General features: G+C 69.9%; 23 protein-coding genes. 13 read left to right on the top strand and 10 right to left on the bottom strand.

Annotated elements, in window-relative coordinates; all coding sequences use genetic code 11:
• Positions 1-3: 3 nt before the first annotated feature.
• On the top strand, positions 4-1,290 hold the full coding sequence (locus tag ACI3KY_RS12540) for an adenylosuccinate synthase (RefSeq protein ID WP_404930502.1): 1,287 nt from the start codon (positions 4-6) through the stop codon (positions 1,288-1,290).
• 16 nt (positions 1,291-1,306) lie between these two features.
• The gene (locus tag ACI3KY_RS12545; protein ID WP_404930503.1) at positions 1,307-2,518 is read left to right on the top strand and encodes a lactonase family protein; all 1,212 of its coding nucleotides are present in this window, start codon (positions 1,307-1,309) and stop codon (positions 2,516-2,518) included.
• 132 nt (positions 2,519-2,650) lie between these two features.
• On the opposite strand, the gene ACI3KY_RS12550 is transcribed toward ACI3KY_RS12545, so the two are convergent.
• Positions 2,651-3,853 (bottom strand): AI-2E family transporter, encoded by a 1,203-nt coding sequence (locus tag ACI3KY_RS12550; RefSeq protein WP_404930504.1) that lies wholly within the window; start codon positions 3,851-3,853, stop codon positions 2,651-2,653.
• A 131-nt stretch (positions 3,854-3,984) separates the two neighbouring features.
• Here ACI3KY_RS12550 and ACI3KY_RS12555 point away from each other — a divergent pair, with 131 nt between their 5' ends.
• Positions 3,985-4,278 (top strand): chorismate mutase, encoded by a 294-nt coding sequence (locus tag ACI3KY_RS12555; RefSeq protein ID WP_404930505.1) that lies wholly within the window; start codon positions 3,985-3,987, stop codon positions 4,276-4,278.
• Between the two features lie 74 nt (positions 4,279-4,352).
• Here ACI3KY_RS12555 and ACI3KY_RS12560 read toward each other — a convergent pair whose 3' ends face one another.
• The 3 genes from ACI3KY_RS12560 to ACI3KY_RS12570 are packed head-to-tail and all read right to left on the bottom strand — an operon-like array spanning position 4,353 to position 6,363.
• Complete coding sequence (locus ACI3KY_RS12560) at positions 4,353-5,048, bottom strand: hypothetical protein (protein WP_404930506.1); 696 nt, start codon at positions 5,046-5,048, stop codon at positions 4,353-4,355.
• The gene (locus ACI3KY_RS12565) at positions 5,045-5,974 is read right to left on the bottom strand and encodes an ABC transporter ATP-binding protein (protein ID WP_404930507.1); all 930 of its coding nucleotides are present in this window, start codon (positions 5,972-5,974) and stop codon (positions 5,045-5,047) included. Before ACI3KY_RS12565 ends, ACI3KY_RS12560 begins: the two co-directional genes overlap by 4 nt.
• A complete protein-coding gene (locus ACI3KY_RS12570) occupies positions 5,971-6,363 on the bottom strand; it encodes a GntR family transcriptional regulator (protein WP_404930508.1) in 393 nt (130 codons plus the stop codon). The genes ACI3KY_RS12565 and ACI3KY_RS12570 overlap by 4 nt, the downstream gene beginning before the upstream one ends.
• 382 nt (positions 6,364-6,745) lie before the next feature.
• Between ACI3KY_RS12570 and ACI3KY_RS12575 the strand changes: the two genes are divergently transcribed.
• Genes ACI3KY_RS12575 through ACI3KY_RS12595 form a run of 5 tightly spaced genes read left to right on the top strand, consistent with a single transcriptional unit; the run spans position 6,746 to position 12,099 of the window.
• Entirely contained in the window at positions 6,746-8,158 is a 1,413-nt protein-coding gene (locus ACI3KY_RS12575; protein WP_404930509.1) for a glycine betaine/L-proline ABC transporter ATP-binding protein, read from the top strand.
• Positions 8,155-9,159 carry an ABC transporter permease gene (locus ACI3KY_RS12580; RefSeq protein WP_404930510.1) on the top strand — a complete coding sequence of 335 codons (1,005 nt, stop codon included), beginning with the start codon at positions 8,155-8,157 and terminating at the stop codon, positions 9,157-9,159. Before ACI3KY_RS12575 ends, ACI3KY_RS12580 begins: the two co-directional genes overlap by 4 nt.
• 20 nt (positions 9,160-9,179) lie before the next feature.
• Positions 9,180-10,067 (top strand): glycine betaine ABC transporter substrate-binding protein, encoded by an 888-nt coding sequence (locus ACI3KY_RS12585; RefSeq protein WP_404930511.1) that lies wholly within the window; start codon positions 9,180-9,182, stop codon positions 10,065-10,067.
• Between the two features lie 44 nt (positions 10,068-10,111).
• Positions 10,112-11,032, top strand: a complete 921-nt coding sequence (locus tag ACI3KY_RS12590; RefSeq protein WP_404930512.1) for a patatin-like phospholipase family protein — start codon at positions 10,112-10,114, stop codon at positions 11,030-11,032.
• Positions 11,032-12,099: a 1-acyl-sn-glycerol-3-phosphate acyltransferase gene (locus ACI3KY_RS12595; protein ID WP_404930513.1), complete on the top strand. Its 1,068-nt coding sequence runs from the start codon at positions 11,032-11,034 to the stop codon at positions 12,097-12,099. Before ACI3KY_RS12590 ends, ACI3KY_RS12595 begins: the two co-directional genes overlap by 1 nt.
• Before the next feature lie 32 nt (positions 12,100-12,131).
• Here ACI3KY_RS12595 and ACI3KY_RS12600 read toward each other — a convergent pair whose 3' ends face one another.
• From ACI3KY_RS12600 to purL, 5 genes are all read right to left on the bottom strand, one after another.
• On the bottom strand, positions 12,132-13,148 hold the full coding sequence (locus ACI3KY_RS12600) for a hypothetical protein (protein WP_404930514.1): 1,017 nt from the start codon (positions 13,146-13,148) through the stop codon (positions 12,132-12,134).
• Positions 13,149-13,187: 39 nt separating this feature from the next.
• Positions 13,188-13,994 (bottom strand): hypothetical protein, encoded by an 807-nt coding sequence (locus tag ACI3KY_RS12605; protein ID WP_404930515.1) that lies wholly within the window; start codon positions 13,992-13,994, stop codon positions 13,188-13,190.
• 83 nt (positions 13,995-14,077) lie between these two features.
• Entirely contained in the window at positions 14,078-14,254 is a 177-nt protein-coding gene (locus ACI3KY_RS12610) for a hypothetical protein (RefSeq protein ID WP_404930516.1), read from the bottom strand.
• Positions 14,255-14,311: 57 nt separating this feature from the next.
• Positions 14,312-14,449, bottom strand: coding sequence for a hypothetical protein (locus ACI3KY_RS12615; protein ID WP_194412119.1), 138 nt, complete (start codon positions 14,447-14,449; stop codon positions 14,312-14,314).
• Between the two features lie 114 nt (positions 14,450-14,563).
• Positions 14,564-16,897, bottom strand: a complete 2,334-nt coding sequence (gene purL / locus ACI3KY_RS12620; RefSeq protein WP_404930517.1) for a phosphoribosylformylglycinamidine synthase subunit PurL — start codon at positions 16,895-16,897, stop codon at positions 14,564-14,566.
• Positions 16,898-17,124: 227 nt separating this feature from the next.
• Between purL and ACI3KY_RS12625 the strand changes: the two genes are divergently transcribed.
• The 4 genes from ACI3KY_RS12625 to ACI3KY_RS12640 all read left to right on the top strand — a co-directional run bounded on the left by ACI3KY_RS12625 (position 17,125) and on the right by ACI3KY_RS12640 (position 19,999).
• Positions 17,125-17,514: an ArsR/SmtB family transcription factor gene (locus ACI3KY_RS12625; protein WP_404930518.1), complete on the top strand. Its 390-nt coding sequence runs from the start codon at positions 17,125-17,127 to the stop codon at positions 17,512-17,514.
• Position 17,515: 1 nt separating this feature from the next.
• Positions 17,516-18,496, top strand: coding sequence for an SRPBCC domain-containing protein (locus ACI3KY_RS12630; RefSeq protein ID WP_404930519.1), 981 nt, complete (start codon positions 17,516-17,518; stop codon positions 18,494-18,496).
• 20 nt (positions 18,497-18,516) lie between these two features.
• Positions 18,517-19,395 carry an alpha/beta fold hydrolase gene (locus tag ACI3KY_RS12635; RefSeq protein WP_404930520.1) on the top strand — a complete coding sequence of 293 codons (879 nt, stop codon included), beginning with the start codon at positions 18,517-18,519 and terminating at the stop codon, positions 19,393-19,395.
• Positions 19,396-19,504: 109 nt separating this feature from the next.
• Positions 19,505-19,999 carry an SRPBCC domain-containing protein gene (locus tag ACI3KY_RS12640; RefSeq protein WP_404930521.1) on the top strand — a complete coding sequence of 165 codons (495 nt, stop codon included), beginning with the start codon at positions 19,505-19,507 and terminating at the stop codon, positions 19,997-19,999.
• A 54-nt stretch (positions 20,000-20,053) separates the two neighbouring features.
• On the opposite strand, the gene ACI3KY_RS12645 is transcribed toward ACI3KY_RS12640, so the two are convergent.
• Positions 20,054-21,253 carry a fatty acid desaturase family protein gene (locus ACI3KY_RS12645; RefSeq protein ID WP_404930522.1) on the bottom strand — a complete coding sequence of 400 codons (1,200 nt, stop codon included), beginning with the start codon at positions 21,251-21,253 and terminating at the stop codon, positions 20,054-20,056.
• A gap of 119 nt (positions 21,254-21,372) precedes the next feature.
• On the opposite strand from ACI3KY_RS12645, the gene ACI3KY_RS12650 reads away from it, so the two are divergent.
• Complete coding sequence (locus tag ACI3KY_RS12650) at positions 21,373-22,275, top strand: TerC family protein (RefSeq protein WP_404930523.1); 903 nt, start codon at positions 21,373-21,375, stop codon at positions 22,273-22,275.
• The last annotated feature ends 115 nt before the right edge of the window (positions 22,276-22,390 follow it).

Genomic DNA, 22,390 nt, shown 5'->3' on the forward strand with positions numbered 1-22,390 from the left:
CCCATGCCAGGCATCGTGATCGTCGGAGTCCAGTGGGGAGACGAGGGCAAGGGCAAGGCCACCGACCTCCTCGGTGAGCGCACCGACTGGGTGGTCAAGTTCAACGGCGGCAACAACGCCGGCCACACCGTCGTGATCGGCGACGAGAAGTATGCGCTGCATCTGCTGCCCTCCGGCATCCTGTCTCCCGGCGTCAACGCGATCATCGGCAACGGCGTCGTGGTCGACCTCGAGGTCCTGTTCGCGGAGCTCGAGGCGCTGCACGCGCGCGGCGTCGACACCTCGCACCTGCGGGTCAGCGCCAACGCCCACATCATCACGCAGTATCACCGCACGCTCGACAAGGTCACCGAGCGCTTCCTCGGGAAGCGGCAGATCGGCACGACCGGCCGAGGCATCGGGCCCGCGTACGCCGACAAGATCAATCGCGTCGGCATCCGCGTGCAGGACATCTTCGACGAGAACATCCTGCGTCAGAAGGTCGAGGGCGCCCTCGACCAGAAGAATCACCTGCTGGTCAAGATCTTCAACCGCCGCGCGATCACCGTCGACGAGATCGTCGACGACCTGCTGTCGTACGCCGAGCGGCTGCGGCCGATGGTCGCCGACACCGGCCTGCTGCTGAATGACGCGCTCGACGCCGGCGATGTCGTCGTCTTCGAGGGCGGCCAGGCGACGATGCTCGACGTCGACCACGGCACCTACCCGTTCGTGACGTCATCGTCGGCGACGGCCGGCGGCGCGGCCACCGGCTCGGGTGTCGGCCCCAACCGCCTGGATCGCATCGTGGGCATCGTCAAGGCGTACACGACGCGCGTCGGGGCCGGCCCCTTCCCGACCGAGCTCTTCGACGAGAACGGCGACTTCCTGCGCTCGCGCGGCTTCGAGTTCGGCACCACGACCGGCCGTCCGCGTCGCGTCGGCTGGTACGACGCCCCGATCACGCGGTATGCGACCCGGGTCAACGGCATCACCGATCTCGTGCTCACCAAGCTCGACATTCTCACCGGCCTGGACCAGATCCCCGTGTGCGTCGCCTACGACATCGACGGTGAGCGCTTCGACGAGATCCCGGTGAACCAGTCGGACTTCCACCACGCGAAGCCGATCCTGGAGTACTTCCCCGGATGGAAGGCCGACATCTCCCGTGCCCGCACCTTCGAGGATCTCCCCCTCGAGGCGCGGGAGTATGTGCTCGCGCTCGAGGCGATGAGCGGCACCCGCATCTCGGTGATCGGCGTCGGCGCCTCGCGCGACGCGGTCATCGTGCGCCACGACCTCGTCGACTGACGCGGCCGCGGCTGCGATGAGATTCCTGCGGGGCGGCTACACCGCCGATATGGATGGCCGCGCCGGGGGGATCGGGATGCTGCTCGCCGGCGCCCCCGACGAGACCTCGGCGGGTGGCGCACTCGCGTTCGCGGGCGATGCCGCCACCGCCGACTCGCCGTCGTGGCTCGCGCCGCACCCGGGCTCGGGGACCGGCGACCGTTCCCTGAGCCTGTCGAGGGGCGACGTCGTCTATGCGGCGCTCGAGAAGCGGCAGCAGGTGCAGGCGTTCCGGCGCACCGGCGAGACGACGTTCGTGCCGCTGGGCGCGCCGGTCGCCGCAGGCGAGGCGGTGTGTCACGTGGCGGTTGCGCCCGACGCTCGCTCTCTCATCGCGAGCTGCTGGGGCGACGGCCGCGTGATCCGGATGGAACTGGATGCCGCGGGCCGGCCCTCCGCGCCCGTCACGGCCCCTGTGGCGGTCGACCCCTACGGCCCCGACGCCGCCGACGCTCCGGCCTCGGCCGGCGACATCGACCTCGTCGCCGCAGCCCGTGCCCTGCGCGAGGCCGCGGGTGACGAGTACGCGCACCTTGTCCCCGACCACGACCGTGCCGACGAGGCGAAGGACGACACCGGCGAAGGCGAAGCCCGTCCATCGCGGGCGCACCAGGCGGTCTTCCTGCCCGGCGGCCTCATCGCGACCACCGATCTCGGCTTCGACGTCGTCCGGTTCTGGCGCGACGGCCACCACGGTCTGCGGCAGGTGCAGCAGATCGCGCTGCCGAAGGGCAGCGGCCCGCGGCACATGGTGTGGCATCCGAGCGGTCACCTCTACGTCGTCACCGAGCTCTCGTGCGAGCTGTTCGTGCTGGCACCGTCGGCCGACGGCACCTGGCGACTGGTCGGCGGCACGCCGCTCGGCGCGGGCACGCTTCCGGGTGACAACGCCGCCGAGGTGGCGCTCTCCCGTGACGGCGAGTTCGTCTACGCGGGGGTGCGCGGCAGCAACACCCTCGCGACGCTCCGTGTCCGCGGCGCGGGCGATGTGGTGGCTCCGGTCGCCCTCGTCGACGCCGGCGTCGACTGGCCGCGGCACCACGTCGTGGTCCGCGACATCCTGCTGGTCGCCGGTCAGCTGTCGGACGAGGCCGCCTCGCTCACCCTCGACCTGCGCACCGGCGTGCCCGGACGCGTGCGGCATCGCGCCGACGCGCCCTCGCCCACCTGTCTCCTGCCGATCCGCTGACGTCGGCCGGCGAGTGGACTACTGACCGCGGCATCCGTTCTCACACCATCGACACGGATGCCGCGGCCCGCGGCGCTGCCTGGAACCTCAGCCGCACGACGGCATGCGGTGCCGCGCCGGGGTGGACGGCTGTCAGACCTTGGCGTCCTGCTTCTTGAAGAAGACCTGTTTGATGATCAGCAGGATGGACGCCGTCACCGGGATCGCGACGAGCGCCCCGATGAAGCCCAGCAGCGTGCCACCGATGAGCGCACCGATGACCACGAGCGAGCCGGGGATCTCGATGGCCTTGTTCATCACCTTCGGGGTGAGCACGTAGGCCTCGATCTGGATGTAGATCAGGTAGCAGATGGCGAAGATCAACGCCGCGATCGGGCTCGTGAACAGCGCGATGACGGTGGCGACGATCCAGTACAGCACCGGTCCGATCAGCGGGATGATCGTGATCGAGAAGGCGAGCACACCCATCAGCAGCGGATACGGCAGCCCGAGCACCAAGTGCAGGAGAGTCGCGACCACGGAGTTGAAGAACGCCAGGATGACCATTCCCATGAGGTATCCGCCGACGGAGTCGGTGATCTGGTCGGTCATGGCCCGTACGCCCGGGCGGCGGCGTGCCGGCGCGAACTGCATCAGCGAGTTCTTGATCCCGGGCAGCGAGGCGACGAAGTAAAGGGTCAGGACGACGACGATCAGGCCACCCGAGATCGCGGTGGCGATGCCGGCGCCGACCTTCAGCAGACCGCCGGAGATCGCCGCGATGTTCGCCGGGTCGGTGATCCACTTCTCGGCGTCGGTCACCAGCGAGTTCAGCCCGGTGCCGAAGATGCCCTCGAGCCACTTGAAGAAGTCGGACTTCTGGAAGTTGTCGATGGTGTCGGGGATGCCCGTGACGAACTGGCCGATCTGGGCGACCAGGGTCGGCACGACGAGAAACATGAGACCGACGCCGAGGATGGCGCCGGTCAGGAAGATGATGGCGATCGCCCATCCCCGCTTGACCCCGTGCCTGCCGAGCCACTTGACCACCGGATCCAAGCCCAGGGCGGCGAACATCGCCAGTCCGATGTAGACGAGGATGGTCGAGATGTTGGTGAGTGCGATCCCGAGGAGGAGCGCGACCAATCCTCCCAGTGTCAGCAGGAGGCCGGCGGCGAAGGGGTTGTCGAGCCTCGCCCAGAAGGGCCGACCTTGCTGATTCTCGGCGAGGGCGAACGTGGCTGGATGGTCACTCACGACGATCGCGGCGGCGTCGGTGCCGACCGCGGGGTCGACGGCGAGCGGGTCGGCGGCTTCTGCGGCGCTCGCGCCGAGCGAGGACGAGGCGTCGGTCATGCGTCACACTCTAGAGCCGGGCGGCCGCCCAGACATGCAGGAGTCGCGATTTCATGCGTATCGCACGACACCCGCCGCCGTCCGGGTCCGCCGCGCCGCTCGGGTATCGTCGAGGGGCGAGGAGGACCGCCATGACCGAGGATCCCACGACGACGCTCACGCGGCTGCGGAGCAGCATCGACAACATCGACGCCGCGCTGATGTATCTGCTGGCCGAGCGTTTCAAGGCGACGAAACAGGTCGGTCATCTGAAGGCCGACCACGGCATGCCGGCCTCCGATCCCGCCCGGGAGGAGCAGCAGGTCGCTCGCCTGCGGCGCCTCGCCGAAGAGGCCGACCTCGATCCCGCCTTCGCCGAGAAGTGGTTCAACTTCGTCGTGGCCGAGGTCATCCGCCACCACACCGAGGCCGCTGACAGCCGTTGAGACCTGAATGACGGATGCCCCGGCCCGGCGTCGTACGCCGGGCCGGGGCATCCGTCATTCGAAGTCCGCGTCGATCAAGGAACCGTGCGGCGCAGCGTCAGATACGAGATCCCGCTGAGCAGCACGGCCGCCAGCAGTCCCCACACGGCGAACCCGCCCGGTCCTTGCTCGACGATCGCCGAGATCACGTCGGTCCACATCTCGAAGCGGGTGATCGCCCAGACGGCGACGACCAGCAGCAGGCCGACACCCGACCAGATGAGCGCCACCACCATGGCCCCGGACCGCTTGTAGACGGTCGCCGACCAGAATCCGAGCATGAAGATCAGCAGCGCCAGGACGAAGTAGAAGAACGCCGCCACAAGCGGGCCGTCCGCGACCACCCAGTCCAGGGCGAAGAAGTAGCCGTTGAGGCCCCAGCCGTTGGTCGCCTCCTCGATCATGCCGCCGATCGCGAAGACCGCGGCCAGCAGCACCGCGCACATCGCCGCGGCGAGCATCGTGCCGAGGAAGAACTCCCTGCGGGTCACGCTCATCGCCTGTGAGAACGGGAACGTCAGCGTCAGCGACGAGATCCCCACGAACAGCAGCACCCACAGCGGCGCCTGCGAGCCGCCGCCGTAGAACGGTCCGGGAAGGCCCGAGCTGGAGAGGATCGCGTAGATCGCGATCGACACGGCGAACGAGGCGCCGAGCACGATCAGCGGCACCCAGACGAACGTCTGCTTGTTGATCAGCTGCATGCGCACGACGTTGACGGTGCGGTTCATCGCAGGGCTCCTTCGTCGAGGGCGGATGCCGCGTCGCCGCGTTCGTTCGCGTGCGCCGTGGTCGTGCGCACGATGAGCTGCTGGAGCGACACGGGTGCGACGTCCAGGCCGGCCGCCCCGAGGCGTTCGCGGTCGGCGAGTGAAAGCGCGCCGAGCACGGTGACGGATGCCACGTTGCCGAGGCGCTCGCGGTGGATGACCTGGCGACCGGCGACGAAAGCGTCGACGGCGGAGGCATCACCGACGATGTTCGCCGCGCGGTCGCGGACGGAGTCGGTCGCCTCGTCCATGATGATGCGGCCGCGGTCGATCACGAGCACGCGCTCGATGAGGTTCGACACCTCGTCGATCAGGTGGCTCGAGAGGATCACCGTGCGCGGGTGCTCGGTGTAGTCCTCCAGCAGCCGGTCGTAGAAGATCTGCCGGGCGACGGCGTCGAGGCCCAGATACGGCTCGTCGAAGAACGTGATCTCCGCGCGGGCGGCCAGGCCGATGATCACGCCGACGGCCGAGAGCTGCCCGCGCGACATCTTCTTGATCCGCGTCTTCGACGGCAGCTGGAAGTCCTCGATCAGCCGCTGGGCGAGGTCCTCGTCCCAGTTCGGGAAGAACAGCCGTGCGGTGGCGAAGGCGTGCTTCGCCAGCGCGTCGTCGGGATACTTCTGGCTCTCCCGGACGAAGCACATCCGGCTGAGCACACGGGCGTTCTCGTACGGCTGCTCACCGAAGATGCGCACTTCGCCGCTGGTGGCGAAGTTCTGCGCGGTGAGGATCGACATGACGGTCGTCTTGCCGGCACCGTTGCGGCCGAGCAGGCCGTAGATCGTGTTCTTCTCGATGGTGAAGCTCACATCGTCCACCGCGACGGTGTCGCGGTAGCGCTTGGTGAGATTCTTCACCTCGATGACGTGCGTCCCGGTCGTCATCGTGGGTTCCCTTCTGTGATGGTCGCGCCGCGCCCCAAAACGCGGTCGCGGATGAGCAGTGCGAGGTCGTCGGGCCCGAGCCCGAGCTTGCGGGCCTCGGCCAGCAGCGGATCGACGAAACGGTCGGCGAAGGCGCTCCGCCGCTCGGCGAGGAGCAGGTCGCGCGCACCGGGCGCCACGAACATCCCGATTCCGCGGCGCTTGTGCAGCACGCCCTTGTCGGTCAGCATGGCGATTCCCTTCGCGGCGGTGGCCGGATTGATCCGGTAGAAGCCCGCGAGCTCGTTCGTCGACGGCGCCCGGGCCTCCTCGGCGAGGGATCCGTCGACGATCGAGTCCTCGACGCTCTCCGCGATCTGCAGGAACAGGGCCCGGCCTTCTTCGATCACTTCGCTCCTGAGTAGGTCGGTTAGTTACTTGAGTAACTAACCACTGAAGTCCCGCCGCTGTCAAGCGGTGCGCGGCATCCCACCGTCGAGAGACGGGCGGCCCGCGTCGCCTCGGTCCGTGTTATCACGCGTGCGCGACCTACCCAAAGCACCGATGGGTGTCCAATTTGCCCGCTCGAGGGCGACCGTGAAACGGTTGATCAGGCCCCTTATGGGGCTGTTCCCGACCAGTCCGCGGTCACGGGTGACGTCCTCACGGGACGCCAGACCGGTGAGCGTATGGTCGGCGGCCGGAGCGCGGATCCGACATCCGCTGCGTGTGCGGCCGCCACCCGGGCGCAACCGCTGCAGCTTCTGCACGGAAGCTGCCGAGGTGCACACAGTGACGCTTCCTCCTGCCATCGAGGCGCAGGGCCTCTTCAAGGTCTTCGGACGAAACCCCAAGGAGGCCGTTCGCCGCCTCCGTGCCGGCGCGACCCGCGCCGACGTCGCGGACGCCGGCTCGGCCGCCGTCATCGATGCGAGCTTCACCGTCCAGCCGGGCGAGATCTTCGTCATCATGGGGCTGTCCGGCTCGGGCAAGTCCACCGTGCTGCGCATGCTCAACGGGCTGCTCCCGCCCACGGCGGGTGAGGTGCTCGTGCAGGGACAGAGCGTCACGAAGGGATCGGCGAAGGCGCTGCGCGGCATCCGCCAGCGTTCCGTCTCGATGGTGTTCCAGCACTTCGCGCTGCTGCCCCACCTCACGGTGCTCGACAATGCGGCCTACGCGCTCGAGATCCAGGGCGTCGGGCGCGACGAGCGGCGCGAGCGCGCCCGCGAGATCCTCGGCAAGGTGGGGCTCGGCGACCGCGCCGACGCGATGCCCGACGAGCTCTCGGGGGGCATGCGTCAGCGCGTGGGCCTGGCGCGGGCGCTCACCTCGGGCACCGACATCCTGCTCATGGACGAGGCCTTCTCGGCGCTCGACCCCCTCATCCGGCGCGAGATGCAGGAGCAGCTCATCGAGCTGCAGCGCGAGCTCGGCCGCACCATCGTGTTCATCACGCACGATCTCAACGAGGCGATGTTCCTCGGCGACCGCATCGCGGTCATGCGCGACGGCCGCATCGTGCAGAACGGGACGCCCGAGGAGATCCTCACCGATCCGGCGAACGACTATGTCGCGCAGTTCGTGCAGGACGTGGACCGGGCACGCGTGCTCACCGCCGGCTCGGTCATGGCTCCGCCGGCCGCCACCACTCCGGTGAGCGCCGGCGTGCGCGGAGCCCTGCGGGTCATGCGCGACCTGCAGGTCGGATCGGTGTCGGTCATCGAGAACCGCAGGTTCCTCGGCACGGTGACCGACCGTGCGGTGATCCGTGCCGTCAAGGACGGCCGCACGGACCTCCGTGCGATCGTGCACACGACGCACGCGGCGGTGCACGTCGACGACCCGCTGACCGATGTCGTCGAGCGGGCGGTGGAGCGTCCGGTGCCGGTCGCCGTCGTCGATGACGCGGGCCGCCTCGTGGGCGCGATCCCCCGGGTGACCCTGCTCGCCGCCCTCGGCAACGTGCCGCCGGTCACCCGCGAGAACCCCGTCATCGACCTGCCGGCCACGGTGCCGGCGAGCGAGATCACGCAGACGCTTGCGGCGGTCGAGCAGCCCCTGGCTGCGGCGTCGGCCTCCCGCACGGCCGCACCGGCGGTGGCCGCCCCGCCCGGTGGGCGACCCACGACCGATGCCCGCGCCACGACCGGTGCCCGCGCCACGACCGATGCCCGCACCACGACCGAGGGAGCCGCCCGATGAACGACGCTTTCCGCCTTCCGCTCGGCGACGTGGTCGAGACCGCCGTCCGCTGGACGATCGATGTGCTCGGCGGGTTCTTCGACGTCGTCGCCCTCGTCTTCAACGGCCTCTACGGGTGGCTCGACGCGTCCCTGTCGACCCCGCCGTTCTGGGTGGTGATCCTCGTGATCGCGGCCTTCGCGTACTGGTCGAAGGGTCTGATGCTCGCCGTCGGCAGCGCTGTCGGGCTCCTCGTGATCGTCGCGGTCGGGCAATGGGCGAATGCGATGGACTCGCTCGCCCTGGTGATCCTCGCCGCGGCCGTGGCGATCGCCATCGCCGTGCCCCTCGGCATCTGGGCTGCACGGAACGACCGCGTCTCGGCGACGCTGCGCCCCGTCCTCGACTTCCTGCAGACGATGCCCGCGTTCGTCTACCTCATCCCGGCGATGCTGATCTTCGGTGTGGGCCCCGTGCCCGGCATGGTCGCGACCATCGTGTTCGCCCTGGCTCCCGGCGTGCGCCTGACGGAGCTCGGCATCCGCGGCGTCGACCCCGAGATCGTCGAGGCCGGGCACGCGTTCGGTGCGTCGCCCGGGCGCATCCTGCGCCAGATCCAGCTGCCGCTGGCCCTGCCGAGCATCATGGCGGGCGTCAACCAGGTGATCATGCTGAGCCTGTCGATGGTCGTCATCGCCGGCATGGTCGGCGCGGGCGGCCTGGGCGGCCAGGTCGTCCAGAGCCTCAGCCGCATCGACATCGGCCTGGGTGTCGAGGCGGGCCTGTCGGTCGTGATCCTCGCGATGATCCTCGACCGTGTCACGTCCGGCTTCTCCACGGCGCGTCCGCGCACGGTCCGCCGAGCCGACGCGGTCGGGAGCGGGGCACCGGACGGGCAGACGGATGCCGCGGCCCGGGGGTCCGCCGACGCCGAAGGCCGCGCGATCGCGGCGCCGAAGGCGGGCGCGCGAGCCGTGCCCGACGACGCGCCGTCCGCGCATCCCGAGCCGGCCCACGTCTGACCCGACCCGAGAGGACTGACATGATCACGCGACGCACCATCGCCGCCGGCATCGCGCTGGCGGGAACCGCCGGACTGCTCGCCACCGGCGCCCTCGCGCAGACCGGCGCGGGTGATCCCGACAAGGGGCATCTGACCATCGCCGTCTTCAACGGCTGGGACGAGGGCATCGCCGCGTCCGAGCTGTGGAAGGCCGTGCTCGAGGAAGAGGGGTACACCGTCGACCTCGCCTACGCCGACCCCGCGGCCGCCTATACGGGCATCGCGCAGGGCGACTACGACCTGACGCTCGACACGTGGCTGCCGCTCACGCACGCCGACTACATGGACACCTACGGCGACGACCTCGTCGACCTCGGTGCCTGGAACGACGAGGCGAAGCTCACCATCGCGGTGAACGAGGACGCCCCGATCGACTCGCTGACCGAGCTCGCGGCCAACGCCGACCTGTTCGGCAACCGGCTGGTCGGCATCGAGGCCGGGTCCGGCCTGGTCACGGTCACGCAGGACGCCGTCATCCCCGGCTACGGACTCGAGGGGATGGACTTCGTGACGGCGTCCACCCCCGCCATGCTCACCGAGCTGCAGGCGGCGACCGATGCCGGACGCGACGTCGCCGTCACCCTCTGGCGCCCGCACTGGGCGTACAACGCGTTCCCGATCAAAGACCTCGAAGACCCCGACGGCCTGCTCGGCGATGCCGAGGGCATTCACACGGTCTCCTCGACGGCGTTCGCCGATGAGCATCCCGATGTCTCGCGCTGGCTCGAGGGCTTCCGGATGGACAACGAGCTGCTGTACTCCCTCGAGGACGCGATGTTCGGCGCATACGACGGCGACGACTACGGCCCCGTCGTGGCGGAGTGGATCGCCGACAACCGGGACTGGGTCGACGGCCTCACCCGCTGACCGCGATGCCTCGCGCGACGCCGCAGGCGAAATAGGGTGTGGGCATGGCGGTGGCGTTCGTGCTCGGCGGCGGGGGCGTCCGCGGCGCCGTCGAGATCGGCATGCTGCGGGCGCTCCTGGAGTCCGGCATCCGTCCCGATCTCGTCGTGGGCACCTCGATCGGCGCCATCAACGGCGCTCTCGTGGCGAGCGACCCGACGCCCGCCGTGATCGATCTCCTGCTCGACGCGTGGACCTCGCCCGAGGCGAACGCGGTCTACGGCGACTCGCTCTTCGCGCAGTTCACCCGGCTCGTCAGGACGAAGACGCATCTGAACTCTCCGGCCCCGCTGCGTCACCTGCTCGAGCGGTCGCTCGGCGCCGACACCCGGTTCGAAGACCTCCCGGTGCGCCTGCGGGTGGTGGCCGCGAGCATCGAGCGCGCCGCCGAGCACGTGTTCGAGTCGGGTCCGCTGATCGACGCCATCCTCGCGTCGGCGTCCGTGCCAGGACTCCTGCCCCCGACGCGCATCGGCGACGAGCACTTCATCGACGGCGGCATCGTGAACTCCATCCCGATCGCTCAGGCGCTGGAAGCCGGAGCCGACACGTTGTTCGTCCTGCAGGTCGGCCGCATCGAGACGCCGCTCGTGGCGCCCCAGTCGGCCGTGGACACCGCGCGCGTCGCCTTCGAGATCGCCCGCCGGCACCGGTACGCGCGCGACGTGGCGACGCTTCCGGCGGGGGTGGCGCTCCACGTGCTGCCCACCGGCGGTGGGCTCGACGACGATGACGACACGCTGATGTCGTACCGCCGCATGGACACCGTCCACCGGCGCATCGACGCCGCCTATGACGCCAGCCGGTCGTTCCTCGCCGAGCGGGGCTTCGGCGAGCGGCTCCCGGCCGGGGACGCGGGCCGCAGCGACGCCGACCAAGCTGACGGAATGCGCGGTGCGGACGCCGCCGAGGAGGTTGAGGAGTGATGGGCGTGCCACCCACGTGGGTCCGCCGCATCGTGCTCGCCCCTCTCGTGATCGTCGCCGCCGTCGTCATGCTGGCGCTCACGCCGGTGTGGCTCATCCTCGCGCTGGCCCTCACGTCGCTGGTGCCCGGGCGGTTCCGGCTGCCCCGGGTGCTCTGGCTCGTGACCGTCTATCTGCTCTGGGACGCGATGCTCGTCGTGGCGATGTTCGCGCTGTGGATCGCGTCCGGCTTCGGCTACGCTCTCCGGCGCCCGGGCTTCGTGGCCGCCCACTACCGTCTCGGCGGCTGGGCGCTGCGGCTGCTGTTCTGGATCTTCGGCGGCGTACTGCGGCTCACCATCACCACGACGGGTTCCGACGTCGGCGAGTCCGCGGCCGACCGGGCGGCGTTCGACCGGCTGTTCGCCCCGGGCACGCCGCTGGTCGTCGCCAGTCGCCACGGCGGGCCGGGCGACTCGTTCATCCTGATCCACACGCTGCTGAACGAGGCCGCCCGCCAGCCGCGCATCGTGCTGAAGTACACGCTGCAGTGGGATCCGTCGATCGACATCCTGCTGCACCGCGTGCCGTCGCGCTTCATCGTTCCGTCGGGCTTCGGCCGTGCGCAGAGCGGCGGGGGACTGCGCGTGGAGGAGGCGCTCGCGGACCTCGCCACGGGGCTCGGCCCCGACGACGCGTTCGTCATCTTCCCCGAAGGCGGCAACGTCAGCGCGGCTCGACGTCTCTCGCGGATCCAGCGGCTGCGCGACGCCGGACGCGAGGCGATGGCCGAACGGGCCGAGGCGCTGCAGCACGTCATGGCGCCGCAGCCGGGCGGCATGCACGCCGCGCTGGACGCGGCGCCGGACGCGGACGTGGTGTTCATCGCGCACACCGGGCTCGACCGTCTCGTGACCCTGCGCGACATCTGGCGCGAGCTCCCGATGGACAAGGGCATCACCATGCGCGCCTGGCGCGTACCCCGCGCGGACGTGCCCGAAGACCTGGATGACCGCGCTGCGTGGCTGTTCGACTGGTTCGCCCGCATCGACGCCTGGATCGAGGCGCAGCCCGAGGTCAACGCCTGACTTCGCCCCTAGTACCAGCGGTGCTCAGCGAGTCAGTGATGGGGCTTGGGGTGCGTCACCCGCCCGGGCGCATCGCCGGTGCCGCGCGACGGGATCGGCCACGGCGCGGCCGCCGGTGGGGTCGTGCTCGGGCGCTTCGGCGCCGGCAGCGGTTCGGCGACGGGCTGGGGCGATGCTGCGGGCGGTGCGGCAGCCGGGGAAACCGGAGCCGCCGGGGCGGCTGCCGGGGCTGCCGTCGCGGCGGCCGGAGGCGAGGCCTCCCCGGCGGAGGCGGTCGGGCCGAGTTCGAGCATCACCTTGTTCTCGAGCACCTCGATCGCCTCGTCGGAGATCGAGATGAGGCCGTCGAGCTCTTCGCGGACGCGCCGGTAGGCGAGCTGGCGCTCCGCCGGCGTGGCGGCCTCGTCGATGGCGACGGTCAGAAGCTTCTTCGCGGTGTCGAGCCGCTTGCGCTCGACCTCGGTGAAGCTCGAGTCCCGCAGTCGGCGCGCATCCCGTTCGGCGACGTCGAAGGCCACCTCGAAGTCGGCGACCGCATTGCGGTACTCGGTGAGCTGCTCCCGGGACAGATGGGCCTTGGCCGATGCGGGCCGCAGCCCGTCGGCGATGCGCTTGGCGCGCAGGAATCCGGCGGTGAGCGGCTGGCGGCCGTCGCTCATCGCCGGGAACGCGATGATCTTGGCCACATCGAGCTCATACTCCAACCAGCGGGCCGTGACCGCGTCGTGCGTGGCGAACAGGCGCTCGAGCTGGGTGGTCTGGGTCTCGCGTGCCGGTCGCGCGGCGCCTCGGCCGGCGGTGACCGCGTCGGTCACGCTCTGGGTGATGGAGCCGGCATCGACAGGAGGGAGGGATGCCGCGGGCACGACGTTGCCGCGCGCCGCGGCCTGGGCGGCCTTGAGCTCCGCCTTGGCGTGCATCACCTCGAGGCGCCGCCTGTGCCGGCGTCTCGCGCTCTGCTCCCATGCATTTCCGGTGGCCGCAAGAATGCCGAACGCGGGGAACGCCAGCCACCAGTAGTTGCCCAGGAACTCGAAGATCGGTTCCACCCTGTCATGCTAACGGCCTCGCCGACCGCTGTGTCGGCCTCAGGGCACCCTGCCAGCGGGCGGCTCGCTCGTGCGTGGCGGTGGGATCTTGGCGATCAGCGTCGGCAGCCGGTCGGCGAGCTCGGCGATCAGCGCCGCCGCGGCGGTCAGACCGGCGGCGGCGCTCGCCGCCGGTGAGGCGGGGCGAGCTGCTCCGGCGACTCCGGCCCGCCGCTCCGCCTCGTCGAAGGTGGACTCGAGATGGTGCACCGCTGCACGGTACTCGAGGAACTGCTGCGGTGTCGCCCGCTCCCGGAGCGTCGGCCGCTTGGCGAGCGCCTCGCGCTGCGCGCGCAGGAACGCGACGGTGGCGGGATGGCGCACATCGGTCATCTGCGGATACGCCAGCGCCCTGTCGACATCCGTCTCGTAGGCGAGCCAGCGGAGGTTGATCGCGTCGTGCGCGGCGTAGAGGCGGTCGATCGGCAGCGGGTCGTTCGCGGTCGCGGCGCGGTACTGGGCATAGCCCGCCTTCACGCGGGATCGGCTCGCCCGCAGGGCCAGCGACGCGGTCTTCTCCGCCTGCTTGGCGGCGAGCAGTTCGCGCCGCGCGTCTCCCGCCTGGAAGGCCGGGGCACCGGAACGGGATTTCGCCGTCAGCAGGTCGGCGTTCGCCGTCCGCACCCGCGCTTTCGCCGCCACGAGCTCGCGGTAGGCCAGCGATTCCTCCTGGCGCGCGGCATCCAGCTCGAGCCTTCTGGCCCGGCGGCTGCGCGTCGTCAGCCCGGCGTAGGTCGCCGCTCCGGCGCCGGCGGCGGCCGGAGCGATCCACCACCAGCCCGCGATGACAAGGAGGATCGGCTCCACCCTGCCATGGTAGCCGCGCGGTGCCGCCCCGAGCCCGGGAGTTCGCCGCAGATCTGCCGACGGCTGATCCGCGGCGGATCAGGTCAGTGAGATCCGATGTCCATCGTCCCGCCGTGACGCCGGCGGTCGGTGGCTTCGTAGATGGCATTGCCGGGGCCGTCGCCCGGGTCGCCGGGCCGTGCCTGACGGGTGTCGTACGACTCGCGCGGGGGCGAGAAGAAGTTGCGCACCCGGGTCCACAGCGACGGTTTTCGGCTCATGGCCCGAACGTACGGCATCCGCTCGCTCCAGGCCAGTGCCCGAGCGCTGTGCGGGAGTCAGCCGAAGAGGAGCGCGAAGACGGTGGCGCCGCCGCCGACGAGGATGAGGGCGACGATCGTCACCCACGCGATGATCTTGACGCGGCGCTGCCGGGTGTCGTTGTAACCGCTGTACTCGTCGTCTTCCGGCGCCATGGGTCCCATCCTAGGGTGACGCCGGGCGCACCACGTCGGCGCATCCGCGCGATCTCGGCTCGTCTGCTGAGCCGACTCCGTGCGTATGAGCCGATCGCCGAGATCGCGGCGGGCTCAGGCGGTGTGCTCGGTGACGATCGGGCCGAAGGCGTCCGGAAGGGTCGACGTCGACAGTCGGCGCAGCTCGGCGAGGGGCAGCGTGAACAGCCCCTGCACCTCGAGCGCCGGCTCGTCGCCGTCCGCAGCGCTGTCGGTCACGCCGATGCGCAGCACCGGGTAGCCGCGTCCCTCGCACAGCCCGCGGAACTTCACGTCGTCCTCACGCGGCACCGACACGATCACGCGGCCCGTCGACTCCGAGAAGAGGGCGGTCGCGGCATCCACTCCGTCCCGCTCCTGGATCTCGTTGAGCCACACCCGCGCACCGACGCCGAAGCGCATGACGGCCTCGGCGAGCGTCTGGGCGAGGCCGCCCGACGACAGGTCGTGCGCCGACGACACGAGCGACTGCTGGCCGGCCGCGTGCAGCAGCTCGGCGAGCTTCTTCTCCTGGCCGAGGTCGACCGCCGGCGGGCGACCGCCCAGGTGGCCGTGGATCGTGCCGGCCCACTGCGAGCCCGAGAGCTCGGTCGAGGTGACGCCGAGGAGGTAGATGTTCTCGCCCGCATCCTGCCATCCCGACGGGATGCGGCGTCCGACGTCGTCGATGATCCCGAGCACACCCACGACCGGGGTCGGGAAGATCGGCTGGTCGCCCGTCTGGTTGTAGAACGAGACGTTGCCGCCGGTGACGGGCACGCCGAGCTCGAGGCATCCGTCCGACAGGCCGTCCACAGCCTGCGAGAACTGCCACATGACCTCGGGGTTCTCGGGGGAGCCGAAGTTGAGGCAGTCGGTGACCGCCGTCGGCACCGCACCGCTGACGGCGACGTTGCGGTACGCCTCGGCCAGCGCGAGCTTCGCGCCCTGGTACGGGTCGAGCTGGCAGAAGCGGCCGTTGCAGTCGGTCGCGATCGCGAAGCCGAGGCCCGAGTTCTCGTCGACGCGGATCATGCCCGCGTCATCGGGGAACGACAGCGCCGTGTTGCCCATGACGTAGTAGTCGTACTGGTTGGTCACCCATGAGGTGTCGGCGAGGTTCGGGCTCGCGACGAGGCGCGTGAACTGGTCCCGGAGCGTGTCGGCGTCTGTCGGCCGGGGGAGAGCGGATGCCGAGTCCTCGCGCAGTGCGTCGATCCACGTCGGGTAGGCCACGGGGCGCTCGTAGACCGGGCCGTCGACCGCGACCGTCGACGGGTCGACGTTCACGATCTCCTCGCCGTGCCAGAAGATCTGCAGGCGTCCGTCGCCGGTGACCTCGCCGAGGACGCTCGTCTCGACATCCCACTTGCCGACCACGGCGAGGAAGGCGTCGAGCTTCTCGGGAGCGACGATCGCCATCATGCGCTCCTGGCTCTCGCTCATGAGGATCTCCTCGGGCGTGAGCGAGGGATCGCGCAGCAGCACGTTCTCGAGGTCCACGCGCATGCCCGAGCCGCCGTTCGCGGCGAGCTCCGACGTGGCGCACGAGATGCCCGCGGCGCCGAGGTCCTGGATGGCCTCGACCAGCTCGTCGCGGTACAGCTCGAGGCAGCACTCGATGAGCACCTTCTCGGCGAACGGGTCGCCGACCTGCACGGCGGGCCGCTTGGTGGGACCGCCGTCGGCGAACGTGTCGGAGGCGAGGATGGATGCCCCGCCGATGCCGTCGCCGCCGGTGCGGGCGCCGAAGAGCACGACCTTGTTGCCGGCGCCGGTGGCGTTGGCGAGCTTGAGGTCCTCGTGGCGCAGCACGCCGACCGCCAGCGCGTTCACGAGCGGGTTGCCCTGGTAGACCGCGTCGAACACGGTCTCGCCGCCGATGTTCGGCAGACCCAGGCAGTTGCCGTAGAACGAGATGCCGGAGACGACCCCGTGCACGACACGTGCGGTGTCGGGGTTTTCGATGGCGCCGAAGCGCAGCTGGTCCATGACGGCCACCGGGCGCGCGCCCATCGAGATGATGTCGCGCACGATGCCGCCCACGCCGGTCGCGGCGCCCTGGAACGGCTCGATGTAGCTCGGGTGGTTGTGGGACTCGACCTTGAAGGTCACCGCCCACCCCTCGCCGATGTCGACGACGCCGGCGTTCTGGCCCATGCCGACCATGAGCCGTTCCTTCATCTCGTCCGAGACCTTCTCGCCGAACTTGCGGAGGTAGATCTTCGAGGACTTGTAGGAGCAGTGCTCCGACCACATGACGGAGTACATCGCCAGCTCACCCGACGTGGGGCGGCGGCCCAGGATCTCGCGGATCCTGTCGTACTCATCGGGCTTGAGACCGAGCGCCGCGTACGGCTGCTCCTTCTCCGGCGTGGCGGTGGCGTTGTCGACGGTGTCGGCGACGGCGGTCGAAGAGGGGGTGGTCACGCGGCTCAGCTCCTGAAATTTCGGGGGATGCCGGACCGGTCCAGTCTAGTTCGGCCGCGGCATCCGCTCGTCTCGTGCGACGACCGCCTCGAACCAGGGGATTCCCGGCGAGACCGGGGGCGTCGCCCTGGGTCTCGGGCGGTATCCCCTGTCTCGGCACCATCGCTCCGAAGAACTGTTGACGGATGCCGCATCCCGGCGTAACGTACAACCAAATGGTTGTACGAATGGAAGTCTCCGATGATGACATCGACCGCGTGTTCCACGCGCTCGCCGCGTCGACGCGCCGCGACATCCTGCGTCGCACGATCGAGGGCGAGCTCTCGGTCTCGACGCTGGCGCGCGACTACGACATGTCATTCGCGGCGGTCCAGAAGCACGTGGCCGTGCTCGAGGCCGCCGGCCTCATCATCAAGCGCGCCGAGGGCCGCGAGCGTCTCGTCCGAGCGGATCCCACGATGATCGCCCGGGCACGGGCGCTGCTCGCCCGCTACGAGGAGCTGTGGCGATCCCGCATCGACCGGCTCGACGCTCTGCTGGCCGAACCGGCCGGCGCCCCCGCCTCACCCACCGATGACCCAGACAGCACTGACAAGACCGACACGCAAGGAGTATGAGATGCCCGTCACCGATGTCACCACCGACCCCGAAGCGCTCACCATGACGCTCACGGCGGAGTTCGCCGCCCCCGTCGACCGCGTCTGGGACGCGTTCACCGACCCACGTCAGCTCGAGCGCTTCTGGGGCCCTCCCGGCTGGCCAGCCACCTTCACGTCGTTCGACTTCACGCCCGGCGGGCGCGCCGTCTACCACCTGACGAGCCCGCGCGGCGAGAAGGCGTACGGCTCGTGGGAGTTCCTCTCCCTGGCTGAGCCGCGCTCCTTCGAGGTGATCGACGCCTTCGCCGACGAGACGGGCACGCCGAACCCGGATCTTCCCGCGTCGCGCATGGAGTTCAGCTTCACCGGCACCCCGCAGGGGACGCAGCTGCGCAACGTCACGTACTTCACCTCCGCCGAGGCGCTGGAGCAGGTCGTGGGCATGGGCATGGTCGAGGGCGCCACGATGGCCGTCAACCAGCTCGACCGGGTGCTCGAAGGACTGCGGGCCTACGCCGCGGGCAAGGGCACGCAGACCGAGATCCTCGACGACACCCACGTGCGGATCACGCGCCTCATCGAGGGTCCGATCGATCTGGTCTGGCGCGCGCACCAGGAGCCCGAGCTCCTCGAGAAGTGGATGCTCGGCCCTGACGGCTGGCGGATGTCGGTGTGCGAGGTCGATCCGTCGGTGGGCGGTCGCTACCGCTACGAGTGGGAGCCGATCGAGGGCACGGAGGGCGAGCGCTTCGGGTTCGACGGCGAGACCCTTCTGTCTGAGGCGCCGCGCCGCGCCGTCACCACGGAGCACATGACAGGCACCGACTACCCGTCGACGCTCAACGACCTCAACCTCGAGGAGGAGGACGGCGCCACGCTCATCACGCTGCTGATCGAGTACCCCGACATGCAGACGCGTGACATGGTGCTCGCCACCGGCATGACCGACGGCATGGAGACCAGCTACGCACGCCTCGAGGGCGTGCTGGCGTCGGTGTGACCGGAGAACAGGAGACGATCATGACCGAGGACACCGTCACGCGCACCGTGACCACTCACATCGTGGGCGCGGGAGAAGACGCGATCACCTACGACATCCACGGCGATCTGGCCGATGCCACCGTCGAACGCCCGGCGCTGTTCCTCTTCGCCGGACCGATGGACGCGAGCGGGCTCGCACTCCTCGCCGCGCGCATCACCGACAGGCCGGTCGTGACGTACGACCCGCGCGGTGCCGGGCGCAACCCCGTCGGCACGGCCGACATCACGCCCGAGCAGCACGCGGCCGACCTGCACCGCGTCATCGCGGCGCTCGATGTCGGCCCCGTCGACGCCTTCGGCACCAGTGGCGGGGCGGTGCACCTGCTCGCGCTCGCCGCCGCCCACCCGGAAGACGTGCGCGTCGCCGTCGCCCACGAGCCGCCGCTCGCCGAGCATCTCCCCGACCGGGACGCGGTGCTTGCGGTGATCGCCGACATGAAACGCACGTACGCCGAACAGGGCGATGGCGCCGCGATGGCGAAGTTCATCGCGTTCGTGATGTTCGACGGACCGGTCACCGACGGGTACCTCGACGGTCCCGCGCCCGATCCGGCCATGTTCGGCCTGTCGACCGAGGATGACGGCGACCGCACGAATCCCCTGATGCGCAACATGCCGGCGACCATCGCGTACCGCATCGACATCGACGCGCTGCGGGCGCGGGGCGAACGCCTCGTCCTCGCGGTCGGCGTGGAGTCGGGCGACGCCTTGGCAGCGCGCGGTGGCCGGTCGGTCGCGGCCGCCGTCGGCGTGCCGGTGACGGACTTCCCCAGCCACCATGCCGGCTTCACCGATCAGCCGGGCTACCCGGGCGATCCGGCGGGCTTCGCCGCCCGCCTTCACGAGGTTCTCGGCTGACGGGTGGGTCCGCGGGCCTCGCGGACCCACGAGATCGGCGGCGAGACGCTGCTGCCCGCGTTCGCGAGGGCGTGCTTGTCGGGGTGTGACCGGAGAAAGGGAGACGACGATGGCTACGACGTTCGATGTGGAAGTCAGCCGCGAGTTCGATGCGCCGATCGAGCGCGTCTGGGCGGCATGGACCACACCCGCCGACCTGCGCGAGTGGTGGGGACCCACGGGATTCACGTGTCCGCGCGCCGAGACCGATGTCCGCGTCGGTGGCGCGATCATCGTGACGATGCGAGCACCGGCGGAATGGGGCGGTGCCGACTATCACAACCGCTGGGACATCACCGAGCTCGAGGCGCCGACGACCCTGCGCTACATCATGCGGTTCTGCGACGAGGACGGGACGCCGATCACGCCGGCTGAGGCCGGAGTCCCCACGGCGACGACCGTAGACGGACGCCACGAGGTGAGGCTGACCGACCTCGGAGACGGGCGCACCCGGCTCGACATGGTCGAGCACGGCTACATGACGGCCGAGGCGCGCAACATGTCGCGCGGCGGCCTGGACCAGTGCCTCGACAAGATGGAGCGCCTGGTCGCTTCCGGCGACTGAAACCGAAGGGACGGATGCCGCGGCATCCGTCCCTCCTGTTTCATGCGTGTCTGCTCACGCGGTGCGGAACTTGTTCACCATGGGGCAGTCGAACGGGTCGCGGGCCGAGAGGCCGACGCGGTTCAGGTACGCGATGACGATGCCGTACGACTGGATCAGGCTCGTCTCGGTGTAGGGCACGCCGCGCGTGCGGCACTGCTCCATGACGATCTCGCGGGTCTTGGCGAGGTGCGGCCGGGCCATGCTCGGGAAGAGGTGGTGCTCGACCTGGTAGTTGAGACCGCCCATGAGCGCCGTCGCCCACCAGCCACCGCGGATGTTGCGCGAGGTGCGCACCTGCTTCGAGAAGAAGTCGAGCTTCGCGTCGGCAGCGATGATCGGCATGCCCTTGTGGTTCGGTGCGAACGACGCGCCCATGTAGACGCCGAACACGGCCAGCTGCACGCCGAGGAAGGCGAACGCCATGCCGACCGGAAGGAAGAGGAAGAGCGGCGTGAGGTAGAGCGCGAAGCGCAGCGCGATCAGCGACAGCTCGATCCAGCGGCCCTTGACCTCGCCGCGCGAGAGCAGGTGCTTGAGACCGAGGAAGTGCAGGTTCAGCCCCTCGAGCGTCAGCAGCGGGAAGAACAGCCACCCCTGCTTGCGGGTGATCAGTGCGCCGAGGCGGCTCGCCTTCGCGGCGTCCTCCTCGAGGAAGCGGATGGTGTCGACCTCGATGTCGGGATCCTTGCCGACGCGGTTCGGGTTGGCGTGGTGACGGTTGTGCTTGTTGTTCCACCAGGAGAGGCTGATGCCCACGATCCCGGAGGCGAGGATGCGCCCGAGCCGGTCGTTCGCGGGCCCGGAGGCGAGGATCTGGCGATGCGCCGCCTCATGCGCGAGGAACGACACCTGCGTGAAGATCACGCCGAGCGCGGCGGCGATCAGCAGCTGGTACCACGTGTCGCCCAGCAGGATGAAGCCGGTGATGGCGCCGCCCAAGGCGAGCACGAGTGCGCCGCCGACGAGGGCGTAGAACCACTGCGCCCGTGCGAGCAGGCCGGTCTCGCGCACGACCTGCGACACCTCGGTGTAGGCCCGCGCGACGGGCGGGAAGGTCTCGGTGCCGGCGTAGGTCTGTCGGACGGGGCCCAGACGGGCAGCCTCAGGTGCGACAGCGGTGATGGTGGCGATGATCGCACCTGCTCTGGTCGGATGCCGACCACCCTGGTCGACGCGGAGCCACAGGCGGATGCCGATCGCTAGGGCCCACACTACGCAGGTGCATATGGCCGTGGGGGAATGGGGTGGTGGATCCCCAGGATGTTGGAGGGGCATCCCCAGGCGGGGCTCTTGACAGGGTGCAGGAGAAGTCCCGGCCCTACGATGACGGGGTGGACTTCTCCTTCGCTTTCACGCCCGATCTGATCGCCGTGTTCCTGACGCTGTTCGTCCTCGAGGTGGTCCTCGGCGTCGACAACGTCATCTTCATCTCGATCCTCGCGTCCAAGCTGCCGAAGGAGCAGCAGGCGCGTGCCCGCAACCTCGGGCTCACCCTCGCGATGCTGATGCGCGTCGTCCTCGTGCTCTTCGCGGGCTGGATCATCACGCTCAAGGAGGATGTCTTCTTCATCGGCGAGATGGGCTTCTCCTGGAAGGACCTCATCCTCATCGCCGGAGGACTCTTCCTGGTCTACAAGGCCGTCACGGAGATCCACCACAAGCTCGAGGGAGCCGAGGAGGAGCATGGCGGCGGCGGTCGCAAAGCCGTGACGTTCGGCTCGGTGATCGCGCAGATCCTGGTGCTCGACCTGGTGTTCTCGCTGGACTCGGTCATCACCGCCGTCGGCATGACCACGAACCTGCTCATCATCATCACCGTCGTGGTGCTGTCGTTCGGCATCATGCTCTTCGCCTCGCGCTTCATCTTCGCCTTCGTCAACAAGCACCCGACGGTGAAGATGCTGGCGCTCTCGTTCCTCCTCCTCATCGGCGTGTTCCTCATCGCCGAGGGGTTCGGCTTCCACATCGACAAGGCGTTCATCTACGGCCCGATGGCGTTCGCGATCTTCGTCGAGGCGCTCAACCTGTGGGCCGCCGCCTCGAGGGCCAAGCGCGAGCGGCGCGCGCGCACCCCGGTTCAGCTGCGGCCGCAGTACCCCGATGTCGACGAGTCGGTGGCGGTCGCAGCGGCGCTCTCGACCGACCCGCATGCCGGTTCGGTGGGCCTGTCGTCCAAGCCGGTGGCGGGGGATGCCGCGCCCACCGCGGGCGAGGAGCGCCAGGGCCTCGGCTGACTCGGCCCGCATGCTGTGCGCGCGAGCGCGGCAGTTTCCGGCGAGCGCGCTGTCGAGCGGTGCAGCGCTCGCAGGCAACTGCAGCGCTCGCGCCGGCGGGGGATCGCCCGTGGGC

The sequence above is a fragment of the Microbacterium sp. ZW T2_14 genome (genome assembly GCF_044987405.1).
Lineage (GTDB): Bacteria > Actinomycetota > Actinomycetes > Actinomycetales > Microbacteriaceae > Microbacterium.